This window comes from Streptoverticillium olivoreticuli subsp. olivoreticuli (genome assembly GCF_003391135.1).
Classification (GTDB): Bacteria; Actinomycetota; Actinomycetes; order Streptomycetales; family Streptomycetaceae; genus Streptomyces; species Streptomyces blastmyceticus.
This window is the reverse complement of record NZ_CP031455.1, coordinates 1,079,690-1,098,839: the sequence shown is the minus strand read 5'-3', so window position 1 is coordinate 1,098,839 and position 19,150 is coordinate 1,079,690. Positions and strand designations below refer to the sequence as shown.

The window sequence follows — 19,150 nt, the reverse complement described above, 5'->3', positions numbered from 1 at the left end:
ATGACGGCCGACCTCCACGCGCCCCTCGAGCCGCCCGGCGCGCCTCCCGGTGTGCTTGTCGCGCCGCGTCAGAGGGCGCCAACCGGATCGAGGGCGGGACGGACGCGGGTGAGCAGCAGGTCGAGGAAGCGGTCGGGGTGCTTGAACGCGGCGAAGTGGCCCGCGTCGTCGATGAGCGCGAAGTCCTTGACGGGTGCGTGGACGTCGTCGAAGAAGCGGCGCGCCCGCTCGGGGGGAGTGAGCATGTCCTGGGCCCCCTGGAAGAGGAAGAACGGGACCTCGAAGCGGGTGCCGTCGGCCCAGTCGTCGAAGCCGGTGATGGAGCGGACGACCTGCTCCGACAGCTTCATGCCGCGGAAGAACGTGCCCAGGTCCCGCAGGGAGTGAAGGGGTGAGTACCACAAGGACTTCATCACCACCGACTTCAGCGCGCCGAACGTCTGGGGATCGGTGGCCGCGGCGTAGCGGTTGTAGCGGCTGTGCTGCTCCGCCGTCCAGCTCCGCGCGTCCGGCCCCATGGCCTCGACGGTGGCGAGTTCCTTCTTCTTGCCCGCTTTCCGGAGCCGCTCGATGACGCCGAAGTAGGCGGAGTTGTCGGAGTTGTCGCGTCCGGCGTCGAGGATGTTCTGGTCGGTTCCCACGTAGGCGGACAGCAGCTCGGGATGGCTGCGGGCGATGCGCAGACCGAAGACGCTGCCGAAGGAGTGCCCCAGGAGCACGACCCGCTGCACGCCCAGACGCGTGCGCACATGGTGGATGACTTCGAGGGCGTCGCGGTGGAGACGTTCGAAGCTCACCTCGCCCTGTCCCTCGGCGCCGCCGTGCCGGAGGGTCTTTCCGGCGCCGCGCATGTCCCAGCGCACCAGTGTGAAGTGCTTCTCCCACGCCCGGGTGCGGGCGGTGAAGATCGAGTTGACCGAGCCGGGGCCGCCGTGGAGTTCCAGCAGCACCGGGTTGTTGACGTCGTCGCCGCGGATGGAGAGCCACTGGTCGATCCCGCCGATCGGGGCGAGGTACCGCTCGTCGATTCCGCGGGGGTCGGCGATGCGGATCAAGCGGGCGTTGCGCGCCCGCATCAGGCCGCGCCGGCCGAGCAGACCGGCCGCGGGAGCGGCGACGACGGTGGCGGCGGTGGTGGTGATGACGGTGCCGAGCATGAGAACCCCCCAGGAACTGTGTATGTAGTACGCAGAAACTGATGTGTATCTTATGCACAGTTCTTGGGGAGGGGTAACCCCCACCCCCGACAGCACTTCGAGCAAAGGGACTTGCGATGCCGGCGAACAGGGACAAGAAGCGGGATCCGCACGCGAGCCTGGCGCTGCTGTGGGGTGAGCGGGACCAGCCCCGCCGCGGGCCGAAGCCGAAGCTGACCGTCGCCGAACTCACCGGCCAGGGCATCGCCATCGCCGACGCCGAGGGGCTGGACGCCGTCTCCATGCAGCGACTGGCCGAAGCGGTCGGCGTGACCACCATGGCGCTGTACCGCTACATCCCCGGCAAGAGCGACCTGGTCGACCTCATGGCCGACGCCGTCTTCGTGGACCCGCCCACCGTCACCGGCATCCCCGGAGGCTGGCGCCCCCAGCTCGCCGCCTGGTCCCGCGCCTGCTGGGACCGCTACCGCGAACACCCCTGGCTCCTGGCCGCCATCGGCATGCGCCGCCAGGCCATGGGACCCCACCAGGTCGCCTGGCTCGACGCGGCCCTGGCGGCCCTCGCCCCCACCGGCCTCAGCGCGAAGCAGCAGCACGACGCCGTCATCCTGATCCTCGGCCACATCCGCAGCGTCACCCAGCAGCTCCTCGACCACGACGAGGCCGGCAGCCAGGAGTGGGACCGGCTCACCGCCGACCTCCTCGACCGCAACAGCGAACGTTTCCCCGCCCTCACCCGGGCCGTCGCCGCCGGAGCCTTCGCCCCCACCGACGACGACCCCCTCGACTTCGGCCTGACCTGCATCCTGGACGGCGTCGCCGCACTCATGTGACAGGCTCTGGTTCCCGGCCGGTCTTCTGATCGTGTGCCGGGCCGGTCAGGCGGAACGGTGCCATGATGCACAGGTGAGTCGTAGCGCGAGCGCGGATGTGCAGGCACGGGTCGGCGCGGTCCTCGAAGGGCTCGTGGAGTCCGGTGAGGAGAGCGGACTACAGGTCGCGGCCTACCTGAACGGTGAGCTGATCGTCGACGCCTGTGCGGGCGTGGCCGACCGGTCCGGCGGCGAGTCGCTCCGTCCGGACACGTTGATCCACAGCTTCTCCACCGGCAAGGGCTTCACGGCCACACTGGTTCACGTGCTCGCCGAGCGCGGGCTGATCGACTACGACACCCCGATCGCGTACTACTGGCCGGAGTTCGGCGCCCACGGCAAGGAACGGGCCACGGTCCGCCATGCCCTGACCCACGCAGTCGGCGTACCGCAGCTCCCCGCCGCCATTACACCGGCGGAGCTGTGCGACTGGGACACCATGTGCGCGATCGTCGCCGAGCAGGAGCCGCTGTGGGAGCCCGGCTCCGCCAGCGGCTACCACGGCTGGACGTTCGGCTGGATCATCGGCGAGACGGTGCGCCGGATCACCGGCCTGACTCCGGGCGAAGCCCTGCGTACGTACGTCGCGGAGCCGCTCGGCGTGTCCGACGAGCTCTTCTTCGGCCTGCCCGAGAGCGAGCTGGCGCGTACGGCTCCGCTCGTGGAAGGCAACTGGGCGGCGTGGCTGGAGGCCCTTCCGCCGACGGTGCCCTTCCGTCAGCTCGTCGTGCCGAACCGCAGCGTGTGGACCACGGCCGAGCTGGCCAACCGCCGTGAGTACCTGCTCGCTGACGTGCCCGCGGGAGGCACCACGACTGCGCGGGCGGCCGCGCGCATGTATGCCGCGCTGCTGGGTGAGGTCGAGGGCGTGCGGCTGATCTCCCCGGAGCGCCTGGAGCTCGTAGCGGGCGTGGCAGTCGACGGGAAGGACCGGATGCTTCTCGGCAGGTACACCAAGGGGCTCGGCTACTTCCTGGGACTGCCCGAAATGGCCGGTGAACTGATGGCCTTCGGCCACCACGGCAGCGGTGGCAGCATCGCCTTCGCCGACCGCGAGCGCGGCCTGGCCTTTGCCTTCACCCGTACCCGGCTGGTCGGCGGCGCGGCGGACACGGCCGCGCGACTGCTGGCGGACGAGGTCCGGTCCCACGTGTCCTAGGAGCCGACCGGTGGGAGCGGTCAGTCCTGGGCGGCGTCCAGCAGGTTGTCGAATGCGGCGGCCACCGCGAGGCTCTTGGCGATGTCCTTGGGACTGGCCTCCGGGTTCGGGCCGCCGTACCAGACGTTGGCTTGGACCTGGTACTTCGCGATATAGGGGATCGCGTCGTCGGAGGCCAGGCCCGGGTAGCCGACCGCGACGTCGGTGAACATGTAGTCGATCCAGGGGGTGGCGAAGCGGATGACGTCGACGACGTAGGGCTTGAACTCGTCGCTGTAGGTCGCGCAGAACAGGACCTGCCGGCCGTCGTCGACGAGCGCGACACGTAGGTCGTGGACCGTCCCGAGACGGCTCTCCCAGTAGGGCGCCTCGATGCAGGCCTTCTCGGCGCGCTCCAGGAAGACGGCGGGCCCGGTGGGCTGGATGACCGGTGCGAGCAGGGTGAACTCGGACCGGTTCACCGCGCGCAGGCCCACACCGTCGGTCTGTGTGCGGGGGCTCTGGAAGTACTTGGCGATCTCCTCGACCGGTACATCCGGGGAGATCGGCCGGTAGGTCGACGGGTCGAAGTCGTACATCTGGGTTCCCTTTCGACAGGTTTCGACAGGCGACGTCAGGACCGGTCGGGAAGCACGTCGGCCGCCGAGGCCGGTTCGGCGCGGTGCTGGCCGTTCAGCTCGTGACGCAGTACGGACGAGCGCCGGTACGCCTCCTTGCGGACGGTCTGGATCGGGCCGATCGGCACGTGCTCCGGCGGGCAGCGCCACGGCGTGAACGAGAGCGCGTCGGCGGCGGCGAGGTTGTCCTCGCCGCCGATGTCCTGGCGGGGGAAGCGGAGTCTGGCGACCGTCACGAACGGGGACTCGTGTTCCTCCCATTCGACGGTGAGGTCGTCGACGGGCATGGTCTCCAGGGACGCGCACAGTTGCACCTGGAAGTCGAACTCGCAGTCCGACCGGGCGAGTTCGCTGACCAGGGCGGGCCGGAAGACCTCGTCCCGGCTCGTCGGGTCGAGGTCACGGGCCTGTACGCCGGCCGCCGACCTGTCCGTCGGGCGGATGCGCAGTTTGGCGATGTGGTCGCCGTGGCGCACCGCGCCCATGGAGAAGAACGAGCTGAGGAGGAGGTTCTGCCAGCGGGCCCCCGCGCCCAGCCGCAGCAGCGCGCCGAGCTCGTCCCAGGCCCACTCCTCCGGCGGCAGCGTGCCGTACCCGGTCACCCAGTCGTAGTACATCCGGTGATTGCCCCGGCGGCCGTCGAGCCGGTACTTCGGCAGGTCGATGAAGAGCTTCGACAGGAAGGTGTAGTGGGCCGCGGTATTGCAGAAGAAGACGGGCCCGTTGATCATGTTGAAGTCCATGGTGCGGCTCGCGGCCTCGTCCGGCAGGGTGGTGGTGGAGTCCACCCCGAAAACCTTGGTGGCCATGCCCACGATGTTGCCGAGCATCCGGTCGGCGCCCAGATGGGACAGCCCGTTGGAGTAGCGGACCAGCGCGTCGTGCGTCCCGGGCCTGCCGTAGACGCCCTGGGCGTATTCGGGCGGGACGCCGTCGAGGATCTCGAACGTGCCGCGCACCAGTCCGTACGCCTTCGCGTGGGCGAAGCGGACCGCGCGGTTCTCGCCCTCGCCCTCCACCGAGCCCTTCTCGAAGTCCTCGATGACGTCGATGGCCTGCTGCAGGTGGCGGTCGAAGTCCGGTTCCGGTGGCACGGCATCGGGTGAGTACCGCACGGGGGTGAAGTTCATCTTGGACGGTGTCACCTGTCGTCCTCCGGTCTCGGTGAGGGTCGCGTGGCGGACGGGTCCCCGTCCGGGTCGGGCAGCGTGGTGAGCCACTTGAGCGCGGTGAGGCCGGGCAGGAAGCAGTACTCGCCACCGCGCATGGTCACGAACCGGGGCAGCCCGTTGAGCCGGCGGCGGACCGGCTTGGCCGGGATGGTGTGCGCGCCGGTGCCGTCGTTGTTGCCGACCAGCGGGTCCCGCTCGGTGCCGAGACCGGCGAAGTCGCCACCGTTGAGCCACACCTGCTGCACGAACTCGAACTGCCGGGACAGGCTGGCGCCCATGAAGACGAAGATGATCCCGCGCTCGGCGCCGTCGTCCTCGAGCACGCCGTCGGGCAGCAGCGGGCCGTACGCGGCGCCGCGCCGCAGCACACGGTGGATGCCGGGCTCGACCACGGTGTCCGTGAGGCCGTCCCTCGGGTTGGCACGCCGGATGTGGGCGCCACGCGGTACGCGCAAGCCCCGTGGGTCGTCGTGGTAGCGGAAGTCGTTGTTGCGCATCGGGTCGGCGCCCAGCTCCGGATCGTCGTGGTCCGGCGCCAGCGCGAGCGGCGCACCGCTGCGCCAGCGACCGACGATCTTGGCCGCGAGCAGTTCCTCGTCCTCGGGTGAGCGGGCGTTGTCGCGCAGGTACCGGCGGAACCCGGCGACGTCGGCGTGCAACTGCCGGAAGGCCAGATAGCAGCCGTTGCGGCCGAGCACGTTTGGAGCAGGCCCCTTCGGCGGCGTCCCGGACTCGTCCGGGTAGCCGAAGACGAACTCGCCGGGCTGGACGGCGTCCTGACCGGGCAGCGGCTGATCGGCGCTGCCGACCAGATACGGGCTGGAGATGCCGTCCCGGAACCCGAAGTGCTCGCGCCCGGTGACCGGGACACCGACGTCGAGCCGGTAGACCAGGCTCACCCCGGCCAGACGCCCGGCCGCGTCCACCGGCTCGCGCAGCCCCTCGAGGGCCCTCGCGATGATCATCACCCCGATGTGTACGTCGGGGCCACCCAGCGGGGGGATCCAGTTGCCGGGGTCATTGGCGCCGAGGTCGCCGAGCACCTCCTTGCGAGCGGCCATGCCGACCCGGAACTCATCGGAGAAGGAGGCGAGCGAGTCCTGCGGCACGCCCAGCCGGGCCAGCCCCCGGTAGGTGAAGGCGATGTTGAGGGTGAACGGGCGGGGCCGCTCCCAGTCCACCGCGCTGGTGATCTCCGGCAGGACCTCGCGCAGCGACCGCTTCGTCGCGGCCGGGTCCTCGATCCGGTACAGCAGATAGACGCCGTGGTAGTCGTCCGGGCGACGGCGCAGCACGGTGCCCTGGATGTCGTCCAGCTCCAAGGCAGGCACCGCACCCTGGCTGAGCCCGCTCACCCCTGCGGGTCGAACTGCCGGATGGCTTCAAGCATCGGGGAACCTCCTCAATGTTATTGCAAATATGGGCATATCATGCACCTTTGGTGCGGGTATCGACGGGAATCCGCTCACCGTGTCGCGACAGCGATCCAAGGACTGTCCGGCGGGCCGCGATCGGAGCCGCGGCCGGATCGCGGCCACGGTCATGTGGTCCGGCCGGGTGCGCGGGTGCGCGCCTGGACCTATTGGTCGGCGACCGGCCGGTAGGTGCATACGTGCACGCCCGTGCCGCTGGTGACCGTCGAGACCAGCTCGAGCGTGCGCAGCGCACCGTCGTCCGGGAAGAGCGTTTTGCCGCCGCCGAGGAGCACGGGCATGATCATGAGCCGGAGCTCGTCGACCAGGCCCTCGCGCAGGAGGGTGCGAACGAGTGTGGGGCTCCCCATGACCAGCAGGTCGCCGCCTTCGGTCCCGCGCAGCTCCTCGATGCGGGCGACGGCCTGGTCGCCGGGGATGCGCGTGGTGTTGTCCCACACCAGCTCGTCGTCGCCCAGCGTCCGGGACACGACGTACTTCGGGATGGCGTTCATCCGGTCGGCGAACGGGTCGCCGGCCCGCTCGGGCCATGCCGCGGCCATCGTCTGCCACGTGCGGCGCCCGAACAGCAGGGCCTCGGCCTTGGTCAACGCGTCGCTGAAGGCGCCGCCCACCACCTCCGGATCGAAGAACGGGTGCGACCAGCCGCCGTGGGCGAAGCCACCGTCGGTGTCCTCCTCGGGTCCGCCCGGCGCCTGCACGACGCCGTCCAGGCTCATGAACTCGCTGACCACAATGTGCACGGGAATCTCCTCTTCTCACTCCGCGGTACGGCATCTCTCGCGCCGCATGAAGGGATCATCGCACCGACCACTGACAACGCTTCGGCGACGAGCGGAGGCCGGGGGAACGACGGCCCGGCCGCGGTCTGCCGGCGAGGGGCCTTGCCCCTCGCGGCGCCCCCTCAGGCGGTGCTGCCCTGCGACGGGTCCGGGTCCGGCACCTTCTGGCCGGGACTCGTCGGCCGCGCATGCCGATCCGAGCCGGGTGGGCGGCTGGGGGCAACCCTTCCGCGTTCCCGCGGGTCATACGCCATGTACCTCCCGTTAATGCCTTCAAGGATGGAAAGGGAGATAGATGATGTATCTGTCGATGCGTCGCACGGCCGCCGCGGGCGCGGCGATCCTGCTGGCCGGCTCCGGAGCGCTCCTGGCCGCCGCCCCGGCCGGAGCCCACAGCGCCCAGCCGACCCGGGGTGACGTCTCCGCGGAGCCTGCCGCCAAACCTGCCGCGCCGAAGGGCAAGGTGGTCTCCAGACTGCCCCTGTCGATCCGTGAACAGCCCAAGTCCGCCTCCACCTTCCTCGGCGCGCTCAAGCCGGGCACGGTCGTCGAACTGTCCTGCAAGAAGCACGGACAGAAGGTGGACGGCAACGACCTGTGGTATCTGCTGGCCGTCAAGCCCGGCTACGTCTCGGCGCGCTACGTCGAGAACCTGTCACAGGTCCCTCTGTGCAAGAAGTGATGGTCCGTTAGGTTTGGGGTAGTCCTGAGTGGTCGCACCTGCGGCCGTGACGGTCAGGGCTACCCGTCGGCGCCGGCCAGTGTCCCCGGCCACGCTCGGATCGCCTCCGCTGTCGTGCGTGCGTGTTCCTCGTTCATGCTCCGGTGGTTGCCGGGGACGTCCACGGTGTCGTACGGATCCAGCCAAGAGGTCCGCCAGTCCGCGTCTTCCGCCCTGCTGTCGCCGTGGAGCGGCGTCGGTTCCGTTGCGCGGACCAGCAGTGTGGGGACGCCCGTCGGTTGTGGGCACCAGCCACGGGTCATGCGGGTGTAGGCCCCCAGGGCGGCCATGGACATGTCGTCCACGGCGGTGTCGAACCGCTCGCCCATCTCAAGGGGGAGGCGGGCGGGCATGGCCAGGAGCCATGGTTCGGTCTCGCGGTCCGGGGTGACGTGATAGGTGTCGACGATGGCGAGGCCGGTCGGCGGTGTGCCGGTCCTGGCGAGCCGGGCGGCCACCGAGTGCGCGGGGTAGCCGCCCATCGAGTAGCCGACGATGGCATACGGGCGGTCGCCGAGGAGCTCTTGGACCGTAGCGGCGTGGAGGTCCACGAGGGTCTCCCAGTCACGCGCGACCGCCTCCCCGCGGTTGACGCCGGGGTGCTGGATCTCAAGGACGTCGCCGCCGAGGAAGGGGGCCATCGCCGCGTACCAGGGACTGCCGAGGCCGGGGGAGAAGCCGGGGAAGCACACCAGCGCGGGAGTGCCGGTGCCTTCGGCCAGCCTGAGCGGGGCGAGTGCGTGCCGGGCGCTGTCGGCGCGGTCGAAGGCGGGCACGGCGAGCGAGGCCGTCACCAGCAGGTGCATCGCCGAGACGACATCGCCCGTCTCGCACACCCGCCGGTAGAGGGAGGTGAGCGTCTGGGGCGGCCGTTGTCCGGACGGTGCGCCGCTCAGCTCCTCGCACAGATAGTCGGCCAGCTCCGCGGCGCTGGGCCGGTCGAACACGGCGCCGGCGGGCAGCGGCAGGCCCGTGAGCGCACTGAGACGGTTGCGCAGCAGTACCCCGGTCAGGGAGTCGAAGCCCAGCTCGGCGAAGGGTCGGCCGGGGGCCACGGCGGTCGCGTCCGGATGACCGAGCACCGTGGCGACCTCCTCGCGGACCAGCTTCAACAGGATGGGCACGCGGTCGGATACGGGCAGCGACGCGATCCGCTCCCGCCAGCCCCCGGCCGCGTTCCCGGAGGCGTCATCCTTGGCCGGGACCGCCGGGCGGGCCGGGCGCAACAGCCCTCGCAGTGGCGGCGGCACCGATGTCCCGGCGGGAACGGCCGGACCGGAGCGGTCCAGCAGCAGCGGGGCGAGCACCGGTTCGGTGCTGCCCAGCGCGGCATCGAACATCGCCAGGCCCTGCGCGGGGGAGACCGCGCGCAGCACACCGCCTCCGGCCCGGTCCGTACGGTCGGTGCGCGCGGCCATCCCGTCCTCGTCCGCCCAGGGCCCCCAGGCGAGGGAGAGCGCGGGCAGGCCGAGGGCGGCGCGGTGGTGCGCGAGCGCGTCCAGGAAGGCGTTCGCGGCAGCGTAGTCGGCCTGGCCGGGATTGCCGAGCAGCCCGGCCGCCGAGGAGAACAGCACGAAGTGTGACAAGGGCAGCTGCCGCGTCAGCTCGTGCAGATTCCAGGCCGCGTCCGCCTTCGCCCGCAGCACGTCGGCCGTCCGCTCGGGCGTCAGCGCCTCCAGTACGCCGTCGTCCAGGACCCCGGCGGCATGCACGACGGCGGTCAGGTCCTGCGCGTACTTCTCGACAACGGTGGCCAGTTGGGAGCGGTCGGCGACGTCGCACGCGAGCACATCCACGCGGGCACCGGCCTGCTCCAACGCGGCCCGCAGCCGCTCGGCACCCGCTGCACGCGGACCGCGACGGCTGACGAGGACGAGGTGCCGGATCCCGTGCCGGGCGACCAGGTGCCGGGCCAGCAGCCCGCCGAGGGCGCCGGTGCCGCCGGTGAGCAGTACGGTGCCGCCGCTCGCGAAGCCGCCACCGGAAGAGGGCACATCAGCCTCCGCCAACCGGGGGACGCGCACAGCGCCATCTGCGAGGGAGAGCTGAGGCTCGCCCGTGGCGAGGGCGGCGGGCAGCAGACGCAGCGACTCGGGCCGCCCGTCCGTGTCCACGGCCGTGAGGCGGCCGGGATACTCCGACTGCGCGGAACGCATCAGGCCCCATACCGCGGCGGCGGACAGATCCGGCACCCGCGAGGAGGCGCCACGGGTCACCACGACCAAATTCCTCCCAGGAACGGAAAGTTGGGACTGCAGCACGGACAGAGCCCGCGTGGTCAAGGCGTGCGTGTCCGCGACCGGATCGGTGGATGTCGCGGACAGCGAGACGACCACCGTCTCAGTGGCGTTCCGATTTCCGGGGGACAGGGCGGGAAGCGCGGAGCGCAGGGCCAGATCGTCCGGTGCCACCACGGTCAGGGCAGGTCCGTCGCCGCCGACCGGAACGCCGGTCCACCGCAGGTGGTACAGCCCCCCGGCCCCGGTCGCGATGTCGAGCGACTCCGGGACCGGCCGCGTGGTCAAGGACCCCAACCGGACCACCGGCCTGCCCGTGCGGTCGGCGAGGTCCACGGTGACGGTGTCCGCGCCGGCGGGGCGTATACGGACGCGCAGCGCCGTGGCGCCGGTGGCGTACAGGGCCAGGCCGCTCAGGGCGAAGGGCAGCCGGGCGGGCCCGGCGGGCGGGGCGATGAGCAGTACGACGTGCAGCGCGGCGTCCAGCAGAGCGGGGTGGATGCCGTACCGCCGGGCGTGGGCGCTCGCCGCGTCGGGCAGCCGCACCTCGGCGAACAACTCCTCATCCTGCCCCTGCCAAGCGGCCGTGACGCCCTGGAACGCGGGGCCGTACGCGTAACCGGCGGCGGCCAGGTGCTCGTAGGCACCGGTGAGGTCCACGGGCACGGCGTCCGGCGGCGGCCACACGGAAGCTTCGGCCTCATGGGCCGGATGTCCGGTGGCCGGTCCGAGCCGCCCGGTCGCGTGCCGCGTCCAGGAGCCGAGCGCACCCGACTCCTGAGGGCGGGAGTGGACGTCGACGGTGCGGCGGCCGGAGGAGTCCGGTTCGCCGAGGGCCACCTGCACCTGAACCCGGTCGCCGGAGTCCGGCAGAGCCAGTGGGGTCAGCAGCGCCAAGTCCTCCAGTACGTCCAGCCCGCACGCGTCGCCCGCGTGGATCGCCATTTCGGCGAATACGGCGGCCGGTACGAGCGCGCGTCCGGCGATGACGTGGTCGCGCAGCCATGGCTGGGCCTCGGTGGACAGGTGCCCGGTGCACAACAGGCGTTGCGTGCCGGGCACGCTGGTCGTCTGCGTCAGCAAAGGGTGGCCGTGGCCGTCCGCTGTGGAGGCAGTGTCCTCCAGCCAGTAGCGCTGCCGCTGGAAGGGATAGGTCGGCAGGTCCACCCGCCGGGCGCCGCTGCCCGCGTACACCCGGCGCCAGTCCACCGGCAGTCCGCGTACGTGCAGCCGGGCGAGCGCGGCCAGGACCGTCCCGGTCTCCGGCGCGCCGGCCCGCGCGGTGGCCGTGAGCAACAGCCCCTCGCCCTGATCGGCCAGGCCCGCCGTGGCGGCCGCGGTGAGCTGCGCGTCTGGCCCGACCTCGGCGAACGCGGTCACCCGCTCGTCCTGCGCCAGGCGGTGTACGGCGTCCGCGAAACGCACGGTCTCACGGGCGTGGCGCACCCAGTACGCGGCCGAGCGCAGGTCGTCCCCGGCGGCCTGACACCCGGTCAGCGTCGACATCACCGGTATGCGCGGCGCCCGGTACGTCAGCCGTGACGCGACGCGGCCGAATTCGGCGAGCATCGGTTGCATCAAAGGAGAGTGGAAGGCATGGCCCGCCCGCAGCCGCGTGGTGCGGCGTCCGCGCCCGGCGAAGCGGGCCGCGACGGCGAGCACTGCTTCCTCCTCCCCGGAGACGACGACCGACCGCGGACCGTTCACCGCCGCGATGGCGATCCGGTCGGCCAGGTCCGGCAGCTCCGCCAGCTGACGCACCGTCTCCTCCTCGGACGCCTCCAGGGCCACCATGGCCCCGTTCCCGGGCAGTCGACTCATCAGCCGCCCCCGGGCGGCGACCAGCTCTACCGCGTCCCCTTCCGACAGGACGCCCGCGGCGTGGGCCGCCGCCAGCTCGCCGACGGAGTGCCCGGCCAGGACGTCTGGCCGTACGCCCCAGGACATCAGCAGCCGGAACAGCGCCACCTCGAAGACGAACAGGCCCGCCTGTGCGAAGTCCGTCCGGTTCAGCAAGGCGGCGTCCTGAGTCCCCTCGTCCGCCCACAGCACGGCCCGAAGTGGCCGGCCTAGACTGCGCCCGGCGTCGAACCGGTCGCACAGGGCGTCGAAGGCGGCGGCGAAGACAGGGAAGGCAGCATGGAGATCCTGCCCCATGCCCGGCCGCTGCGCGCCCTGGCCGGCGAACAACAGGGCCAGCCGTGCGGTGGACGGCCGCGCTTCGGTGGTTCCGGTCTCCGCCAGGGCGTCGAGAGCGCTCAGCAGTGCTTCCCGGTCGTCGCCGACGGGCACGGCCGTCCGGTGCGTGAGCGCGGCCCGGGTCGTGGCCAGGGAGAACGCGACGTCCAACGAGGACAGTCGGGGCTGCTCCCGCAGCAGGGACGCAGTCTGCCGGGCCTGCGCGCGCAGGGCCTCCGGCTCCGCGCCCGACAGCAGCAGCGGGGGCACCGTCTTCCACGGCACGGCCGCGGGGGAGGGGATGCCGGGATCGGCCTCTTCCAGGATGACGTGGGCGTTCGTCCCGCCTATGCCGAACGCGGACACCCCTGCCCTGCGCGGGCTGCCCGGCGCGGGATGCCACTCCTCCGCCCTGATCGGCAGCCGTACGGAGCCCGACGACCAGTCCACGCGCGGCGAAGGCTCCTCGCAGTGCAAGACACCCGGCAGCCGTCCCCGGCGCATCGCCAGGACGGTCTTGATCACTCCGCCGACACCGGCCGCGGCCTGCGTGTGCCCGATGTTGGACTTCAGCGCGCCGAGCCACAACGGCCGGTCGGTGGGCCGCTCGCGCCCGTACACGGCCAGCAGCGCCTGAGCCTCGACGGGGTCGCCGAGCGCGGTACCGGTGCCGTGCGTCTCGACAGCATCGACGTCGGCCGGGGACAGCCCGGCGTCGGCCAGGGCCTCGCGGATCACCTGCTGCTGTGCCGGACCACTGGGCGCGGTCAGGCCGTTGGAGGCACCGTCGGAGCCGACGGCCGAGCCGCGCAGCAGGGCCAGCACCGGGTGGCCGTTGCGCAGGGCGTCGGAGAGCCGCTCCAGCAGGACCACCCCGGCGCCCTCGGCCCAGCCGGTGCCGTCGGCCGAGGCCGAGAACGGCTTGCACCGGCCGTCCGGCGCCATACCGCGCAACCTGCTGAACGCGACGAACGGCGCCGGCGTGGCCATCACGGTGACACCCCCGGCCACCGCCAGCGAGCACTCGCCGGACCGCAGGGCACGGGCGGCCCAGTGCATCGCCACCAGCGACGACGAACAGGCGGTGTCCACCGTCACGGCGGGCCCGCGCAGGCCCAGGGCGTACGCGACGCGGCCCGAGGCCACGCTGCTCGCCGAGCCCAGGGCGAGATGTGCCTCCAGTTCGTGCGGGCCGCGGTGCAGGAGGCGGCCGGCGTAGTCGTCGTGCATCACGCCGACGAACACGCCGGTGTCGCTGCCGCGCAGGGCCGTCGGGTCGATGCCCGCCCGCTCGCAGACCTCCCAGGCGGTCTCCAGCAGCAGCCGCTGCTGCGGATCGGTGGCCAGCGCCTCCCGTGGGGACATCCCGAAGAAGGCGGCGTCGAAGTCGGCCGCCCGGTGCAGGAATCCACCGCGGCGGGTGACGGTGGTGCCGAGGTGGTCCGGGTCGGGGTCGAAGAGCTCTGTCAGGTCCCAGCCGCGGTCGGCGGGGAAGTCCGACGTCGCGTCCGTCCCGTCCGCGACCAGCTGCCACAGGTCCTCGGGTGAGGCCACATCTCCCGGATACCGGCACGCCATGGCCACGATCGCCACCGGCTCCATGGAGGCCGTACGCGCGCTGGTGCCACTTGCCTCCGGCGCGGATTCCCCGAGCAGCGCGGTGTGCAGGAAACGCGCCACCGCTGCGGGCGTCGGGTGGTCGAACACCAAGGTCGCGGGCAGATCCAGCCCGGTGTCCGCGCCGAGCCGGTCACGCAGCAGCACACCTCCGAGGGACGCGAGCCCGAAGTCGGTGAAGGGCCGGTCCGGATCCAGCTCCCGCGCGGGCACGCCGCCTGTCCGCGCCACCTGGTCGAGGACGAGACGCAGCACGGCGTCGTACCGCCCGGACGGAGCCAGGGCCAGCAGACGCTCCCGCAGGGCGGACGCGGCGGCTTCGCGCGCCGCGCCCAACCGCTCGGCCAACTGCCGTGCCAGCGCCGGGCGGTCGGTCTTGCCGGACGGGGTACGGGGCACGGCGTCGGTCTCGTACACCTCATCCGGCACCTTGAAGCCCGACAGTCGCTCCCGGCACACGGCGAGCACCCGATCGGTGCCGACGCCGCGCGGGCCCGGGACCACGAAGGCGACAGGCACCTCACCCAGCACGTCGTGCGGCCGGCCGATGACAGCCGCGTCCGCCACACCGGGGCAGGTGAGCAGCACCTGCTCGACCTCGACCGGGTTGACGTTCTCGCCGCCGCGGATGATCAGTTCCTTGACACGGCCGGTGACCCGCAGGCGGCCGTGTTCATCCCGGCGGCCGAGATCTCCCGTGCGGTACCAGCCGTCCCTGAACGCCCGCGCCGTCTCGTCCGGACGACGGTGGTAACCGATCATCAGATTCGGCCCGCGAACCCAGATCTCGCCTTCCTCATCGTCCTCGCCGCTCACCGGATCGGTCAGCCGCACCTCGACGCCGGGCACCAGCGGAGCGCCGACGCCCTCCCGCTCCCCGTCGAGCAGGTCGACCGCGATCTTCCCGCAGGTCTCGGTGCTGCCGTAGCCGGAGAGCAGGGGGACACCCAGCAGCTCCTCGACATCCGCACGCAGCGTCGGCGGGCACGGCGCGCCCGCCGTGACGCACACGCGCAGGCCGGGCAGCGGCCGTCGGCCCTCCCGTACCGCGTCCACCAGCAGGTGGTACGTGGCGGGCACCCCCGCCACGACGGTGAACGACTGCTCGGCGAGGGCCTGCGCGACGCTCGCGGCCCTGTCGAGGAGATACGCGCCCGCGCCCACCGAGACCACACCCAGCAGGCACAACGAATGCGCGTAGGCGTGGAACATCGGCAGCGGCCACAGCAGTCGGTCCCGCGGCTCCAGCCCCCACAGCGGGACGTACGCCGCCGCCACCGACCACAGCGCGGCACGCTGACCGGACACCACGCCCTTGCTCCGCCCGGTGGTGCCCGAGGTGTAGTGGATCCAGGCCGGCTCGTCCAGGCCGAGGTCGTCCCGGGGCGGTACGCCCGGGTCCGTCCCGGCCAGTTCCTCGAATGCGACCGTGCCCGCGGGTGCCCCGTCCGGTACGGCGTCCGTGCCCACCACCACGACCCGTAACCGCGGCTGTCCGGCTGCCAGTCGTCCGACCCGAGGCAGCAGCGCCGCTTCGGTGACGACCGCGACCGCGCCACTGTCCTCGAGGAAGTACGCCAGCTCCGCGTCCGCCGCCCCTGGATCGAACGGAACCCCCACCGCCCCCGCTCGCAGCACCGCGAGGCAACTCTCCACCATTTCCACCCGGTTGCCCAGATGGATCCCCACCCGGTCGCCACGCCCCACGCCGAGCCGCGCCAGATGCCCCGCCAACCGCCCGGTCCGCTCCTCCAGTTGCCGGTAGGTCACGCTCCGCCGGGCATCCGCGAACGCGGTCTTTCCCCCCGACCGCACCGCGTGCTCCTTCAGCACACCCGGTAACGCACGGATCAACTCGCCATGAATCCTCGCCATTCCCACCCCTTGGTCACGCGTCGAACGAGAGAGCGCCCTGCCCGGACACCGTACCGATGAGGATGCTCCTGGAGCGGGGCTCCATGGGTCCGGCCGGATCTCCCGGGATCACAAGTGGTCGGCGAACCAGTCGGCGATCAGCTGCCGGGCGGGGTCGGGGTCGTCGGCGTTGCAGTGCTCGGAGCCGCCTTCCGCGACGGTGAAGACGCGTAGTTCCTTGTCGGCCGAGCCGGCGGCCCGGAGTGCCTTGCGGGCGTCCTCGAGCGGGATGGCTCCGTCGTGTTCGCCGTGGACGATCAGCAGCGGCTGGGTGAGGTGGGGCAGCGCGTCGAGGAGGGTCCACTGCTTGACCCGCTCCAGTGCCTGCTCCATGGTGTCGGTGCCCATCACCCAGGGCAGCTGCCAGAACGGCACCGAGGTGGTCGTCGACCGCGTGGCCCATCGTCGCTGCCAGACGGCGCCGTAGTCCCACACTCCGCCCCACGCGACGCAGGCCTTGATCCGGTGTTCGAACGAGGCGCCGCGGGGCGCGTAGTAGCCCCCGAGGCTGATGCCCAGCAGGCCGATCCGCGCGGGGTCGATGTCCGGGCGCGTCACGAGGTGGTCCACGATCGCGGAGGTGGGCACCTCGTAGTCCGGGCGGGAGGGGACACCACGGAGCCGCAGTGGCTCCCCGGTGCCGGGCGTGTCGACGACGAGACAGGCGATGCCCCGGTCGGCGAACTCCTCGCGGATGATCCCGTAGAGGAGCTCCTTGGTGACATCGAAGCCGTTGTAGAAGATCACGACCGGTGCGCGCCCCTGAGCGCGGGCGGGGATGAGATGGCCGGGCAGGATGCCGTCCGGTGAGTCGATCTCCACCCGCTCCAGGGGGCGGGGCATGTGCTCGACGGCCTTCGCGAAGGCCGCGAGGGCGCACTGGTAGCTGCGCGTCTTCGCCGGACCCGGTGCCGTCTGCCGCTCGCCGGTCAGGTAGTAGGTGGACGCCCGCAGATAGCGTGCGCTCGCGCTGCGCCGGAACCCGCGACGCACATCCTCCTCGGCGAGCTCCTCCTGCTGCGCCGCCGCGCCGTCCCACGCCTTCGTCCACGAGCCGGGATCGGGTGCGGCTTCGCGCAAGGGAGCGAGCCAGCGGTCGATCTGCCCCAGCTCCCCACCGGCCATGATCGACAACATCACCGCCGACGACCACATGTAGTTGTTCGGAAAGTAGTTGAACACCACGTCTCCTCCGTCCGAGCCTTGCCCGGTGAACGCTAACCGGGGCTTGGACCGACCCGCGCGGACCCCGCCCAGAGGTGGGTGAACACTACTCCCCGAGGATGACCGGTATGGCCACGCGGCCGATGGTGCCCGGTACCGGAGAACGAAAACGTAGGGGATGCCAGACACTGGCCCGCTCGAAGAACGAGTCCCCTCCAGTTGCCCTCGCGTGACCTCGAACGACACATGCAGAGGTAAAGATGAACATCCCCAGACACCGGCATTCCGTACGGCGCGTCACCACAACAGCCGTGATATCCGCCATGGTGTTCGCCGTCACCGGTACGGCGGTCGCCCAAGCCGCTCCACCCGTCAAGTCGGACAGCGGTGCCGGCACTTCGCAGGAACTCGCCGACGAGTACACGCACATAGTCGTCGACAAGCGCCCCCGCGGCGAAGCCGACACCGCGGAGCTGCGGGAATCACTGAACAAGAACGGGTTGCAGACCGCGAAGAGCCGCTGGACCGCCGAGGGGAAGGACGTGGAATCCGAGCTGAGGAGCGCGGGCTCGGGTTACGCGAAGAACGGGCATCACGAACATGTCTTCATGTGGGACTCGACGAAGAAGGGCATCGAGGGCAGCAATGCCATCGAGAAGAACGGGGACGCCATCAGGGTCAAGATCCGGTGGGACGCCCTGAAGAAGGACGGACGCATCTTCAGCGGCACGCTCAAGGGCGACCACGGCGGCGGCCCCCTCGGCGGGGAGTCCACCAACGGTGCCTGGGCCCACAAGGGGGACATCCCGAGGAAATACCTGTTCATCGTCGGCGTCGACGACCCCGCGCACCCCGGCATGAGCCAGTGGCTCGCGGGCAAGGGCTGGCCCGACGGCAACGGCGTCTGCTCGACCGGTGGTTCGTCGGGCCGGGCGAAGCGGTCCGTGAGCGTGTGCGAGAACGGTGAGTCGCGGACCAAGCCCTCCGAGGAGGGAACGGCGGGCAAGCCGTCCGGGGAGACATCCGGAGAGGCACTGGAGAACCTGGAGGCCAAGCAGATCGAGCAGGCCTTCGGCGAGCTCGCGGGCAAATACGGGCTGAAGGTGGTCGCGCCCGACGGCAAGCAGCTGTCACCTTCCGAGATCCATGCCCGGATCCGCGGCTACAGCAAGCTCTCACCCGAGGCGAAGTCCGCACTGCGGGCGAACCTGAAGTCGGCCGGCAGCACGGCCAAGGGCGCGCTGCTGGTCGCCGGCGGTGTGCTGTGGGCGAAGGGCGTGCACGACGCCTTCGCCAACGACACCACGAGCCTGGACAAGGCGGCCGCCATCACCGCGATCGTCCCCTTCGTGGGATGCGGTACACAGGCCGGGGCCGCCGCCGACCACGGCCGATTCGACGCCGACGACACCGCCGCTTGCTTCGGCGCCGACGCGCTGCTGGTCACCCCGCTGTGGCCCGCCGGGCTCACCCTCCACGGAGCCCGCTACTTCACCGACAAGTGGAAGGAGGCACAGATCCCCTCGATCACGGTCTTCCAGCAGGCCCGTGACGAAGCGTGGAAGAAGACCCTCGAGGATTTCCGTGCCGACGGCCTCCAGAAGCTTGTCAAATCGGCCACCGAGGTGGAGCACCAGCAGCTCGAGGCCGAAAAGGCCGTGATCCTGCACAACGCGGCCGAGAAGATGGCCGAGATAGACAAGGGCGGCGCTTCCGCCGAAGCCAAGAAGCTCCTCAAGTGGAGCACCGAGCGCACGGCGCGCGAACAGATCAAGAACCTCCCCCAGAAGCTCCGCAAGCAGTTCGACACGGCGATCCGGGACGCGCTCGTGGAACGGGCGAAGCAGTACAACGAGGAATTCATCAAGCAAGAAGTCAACATCGGCCGCTGGACCGAGGAATCGTGGCAGGCGGCACTGCACGGCCCCAGCCAGTCCCGAGAGGACCGGCAGCTCTACCTCGACAAACTGATCCAGCGGCTCCGTGACACCGACATGCTGCCCCCGGTGCCGGACGCGACCAGTCTCAACGCGGACATCGAGCAGGCACGCAAATCCCTGGCCCGGTAACCCCCGGCGGCCGGCGTCACCACACCCGGAACAGCCGGGCCGACGTCGGCCGCCGACT

The 19,150-nt window shown here is 71.3% G+C and carries 11 protein-coding genes; 4 read left to right on the top strand and 7 right to left on the bottom strand.

The genetic code is table 11. The features are described from left to right. Nucleotides 1-68 precede the first annotated feature (68 nt). On the bottom strand, nt 69-1,157 hold the full coding sequence (locus DXZ73_RS04750) for an alpha/beta fold hydrolase (protein WP_116209770.1): 1,089 nt from the start codon (nt 1,155-1,157) through the stop codon (nt 69-71). 116 nt (nt 1,158-1,273) lie between these two features. On the opposite strand from DXZ73_RS04750, the gene DXZ73_RS04745 reads away from it, so the two are divergent. Then, nucleotides 1,274-1,990, top strand: coding sequence for a TetR/AcrR family transcriptional regulator (locus DXZ73_RS04745; protein ID WP_116209769.1), 717 nt, complete (start codon nt 1,274-1,276; stop codon nt 1,988-1,990). A gap of 73 nt (nt 1,991-2,063) precedes the next feature. Then, nucleotides 2,064-3,188, top strand: a complete 1,125-nt coding sequence (locus DXZ73_RS04740) for a serine hydrolase domain-containing protein (protein WP_162890037.1) — start codon at nt 2,064-2,066, stop codon at nt 3,186-3,188. A 20-nt stretch (nt 3,189-3,208) separates the two neighbouring features. On the opposite strand, the gene DXZ73_RS04735 is transcribed toward DXZ73_RS04740, so the two are convergent. From DXZ73_RS04735 to DXZ73_RS04720, 4 genes are all read right to left on the bottom strand, one after another. Further along, entirely contained in the window at nt 3,209-3,766 is a 558-nt protein-coding gene (locus DXZ73_RS04735) for a hypothetical protein (RefSeq protein ID WP_116209767.1), read from the bottom strand. Nucleotides 3,767-3,801: 35 nt separating this feature from the next. Beyond that, nucleotides 3,802-4,950, bottom strand: a complete 1,149-nt coding sequence (locus tag DXZ73_RS04730) for a catalase family protein (protein WP_240351181.1) — start codon at nt 4,948-4,950, stop codon at nt 3,802-3,804. Further along, on the bottom strand, nt 4,947-6,308 hold the full coding sequence (locus DXZ73_RS04725) for a Dyp-type peroxidase (RefSeq protein WP_205519104.1): 1,362 nt from the start codon (nt 6,306-6,308) through the stop codon (nt 4,947-4,949). Before DXZ73_RS04725 ends, DXZ73_RS04730 begins: the two co-directional genes overlap by 4 nt. Nucleotides 6,309-6,556: 248 nt before the next feature. Further along, nucleotides 6,557-7,153, bottom strand: a complete 597-nt coding sequence (locus DXZ73_RS04720; RefSeq protein WP_116209765.1) for a dihydrofolate reductase family protein — start codon at nt 7,151-7,153, stop codon at nt 6,557-6,559. A 334-nt stretch (nt 7,154-7,487) separates the two neighbouring features. On the opposite strand from DXZ73_RS04720, the gene DXZ73_RS04715 reads away from it, so the two are divergent. Then, nucleotides 7,488-7,874: an SH3 domain-containing protein gene (locus DXZ73_RS04715; protein ID WP_116209764.1), complete on the top strand. Its 387-nt coding sequence runs from the start codon at nt 7,488-7,490 to the stop codon at nt 7,872-7,874. Nucleotides 7,875-7,933: 59 nt separating this feature from the next. Here DXZ73_RS04715 and DXZ73_RS04710 read toward each other — a convergent pair whose 3' ends face one another. Continuing rightward, on the bottom strand, nt 7,934-15,820 hold the full coding sequence (locus DXZ73_RS04710; RefSeq protein ID WP_116209763.1) for a type I polyketide synthase: 7,887 nt from the start codon (nt 15,818-15,820) through the stop codon (nt 7,934-7,936). 108 nt (nt 15,821-15,928) lie between these two features. Further along, nucleotides 15,929-17,041 carry an alpha/beta hydrolase gene (locus tag DXZ73_RS04705; protein WP_162890036.1) on the bottom strand — a complete coding sequence of 371 codons (1,113 nt, stop codon included), beginning with the start codon at nt 17,039-17,041 and terminating at the stop codon, nt 15,929-15,931. A gap of 242 nt (nt 17,042-17,283) precedes the next feature. On the opposite strand from DXZ73_RS04705, the gene DXZ73_RS04700 reads away from it, so the two are divergent. Beyond that, the gene (locus tag DXZ73_RS04700) at nt 17,284-19,092 is read left to right on the top strand and encodes a hypothetical protein (protein ID WP_162890035.1); all 1,809 of its coding nucleotides are present in this window, start codon (nt 17,284-17,286) and stop codon (nt 19,090-19,092) included. Nucleotides 19,093-19,150: the final 58 nt, after the last annotated feature.

Excerpts from the sequence above, each read along its gene's own strand:
- DXZ73_RS04735 (WP_116209767.1), bottom strand. The coding sequence starts at position 3,766 with ATGTACGACTTCGACCCGTCGACCTACCGGCCGATCTCCCCGGATGTA.
- DXZ73_RS04715 (WP_116209764.1), top strand. The coding sequence starts at position 7,488 with ATGATGTATCTGTCGATGCGTCGCACGGCCGCCGCGGGCGCGGCGATC.
- DXZ73_RS04750 (WP_116209770.1), bottom strand. The coding sequence starts at position 1,157 with ATGCTCGGCACCGTCATCACCACCACCGCCGCCACCGTCGTCGCCGCT.
- DXZ73_RS04700 (WP_162890035.1), top strand. The coding sequence starts at position 17,284 with ATGAACATCCCCAGACACCGGCATTCCGTACGGCGCGTCACCACAACA.
- DXZ73_RS04745 (WP_116209769.1), top strand. The coding sequence starts at position 1,274 with ATGCCGGCGAACAGGGACAAGAAGCGGGATCCGCACGCGAGCCTGGCG.
- DXZ73_RS04710 (WP_116209763.1), bottom strand. The coding sequence starts at position 15,820 with ATGGCGAGGATTCATGGCGAGTTGATCCGTGCGTTACCGGGTGTGCTG.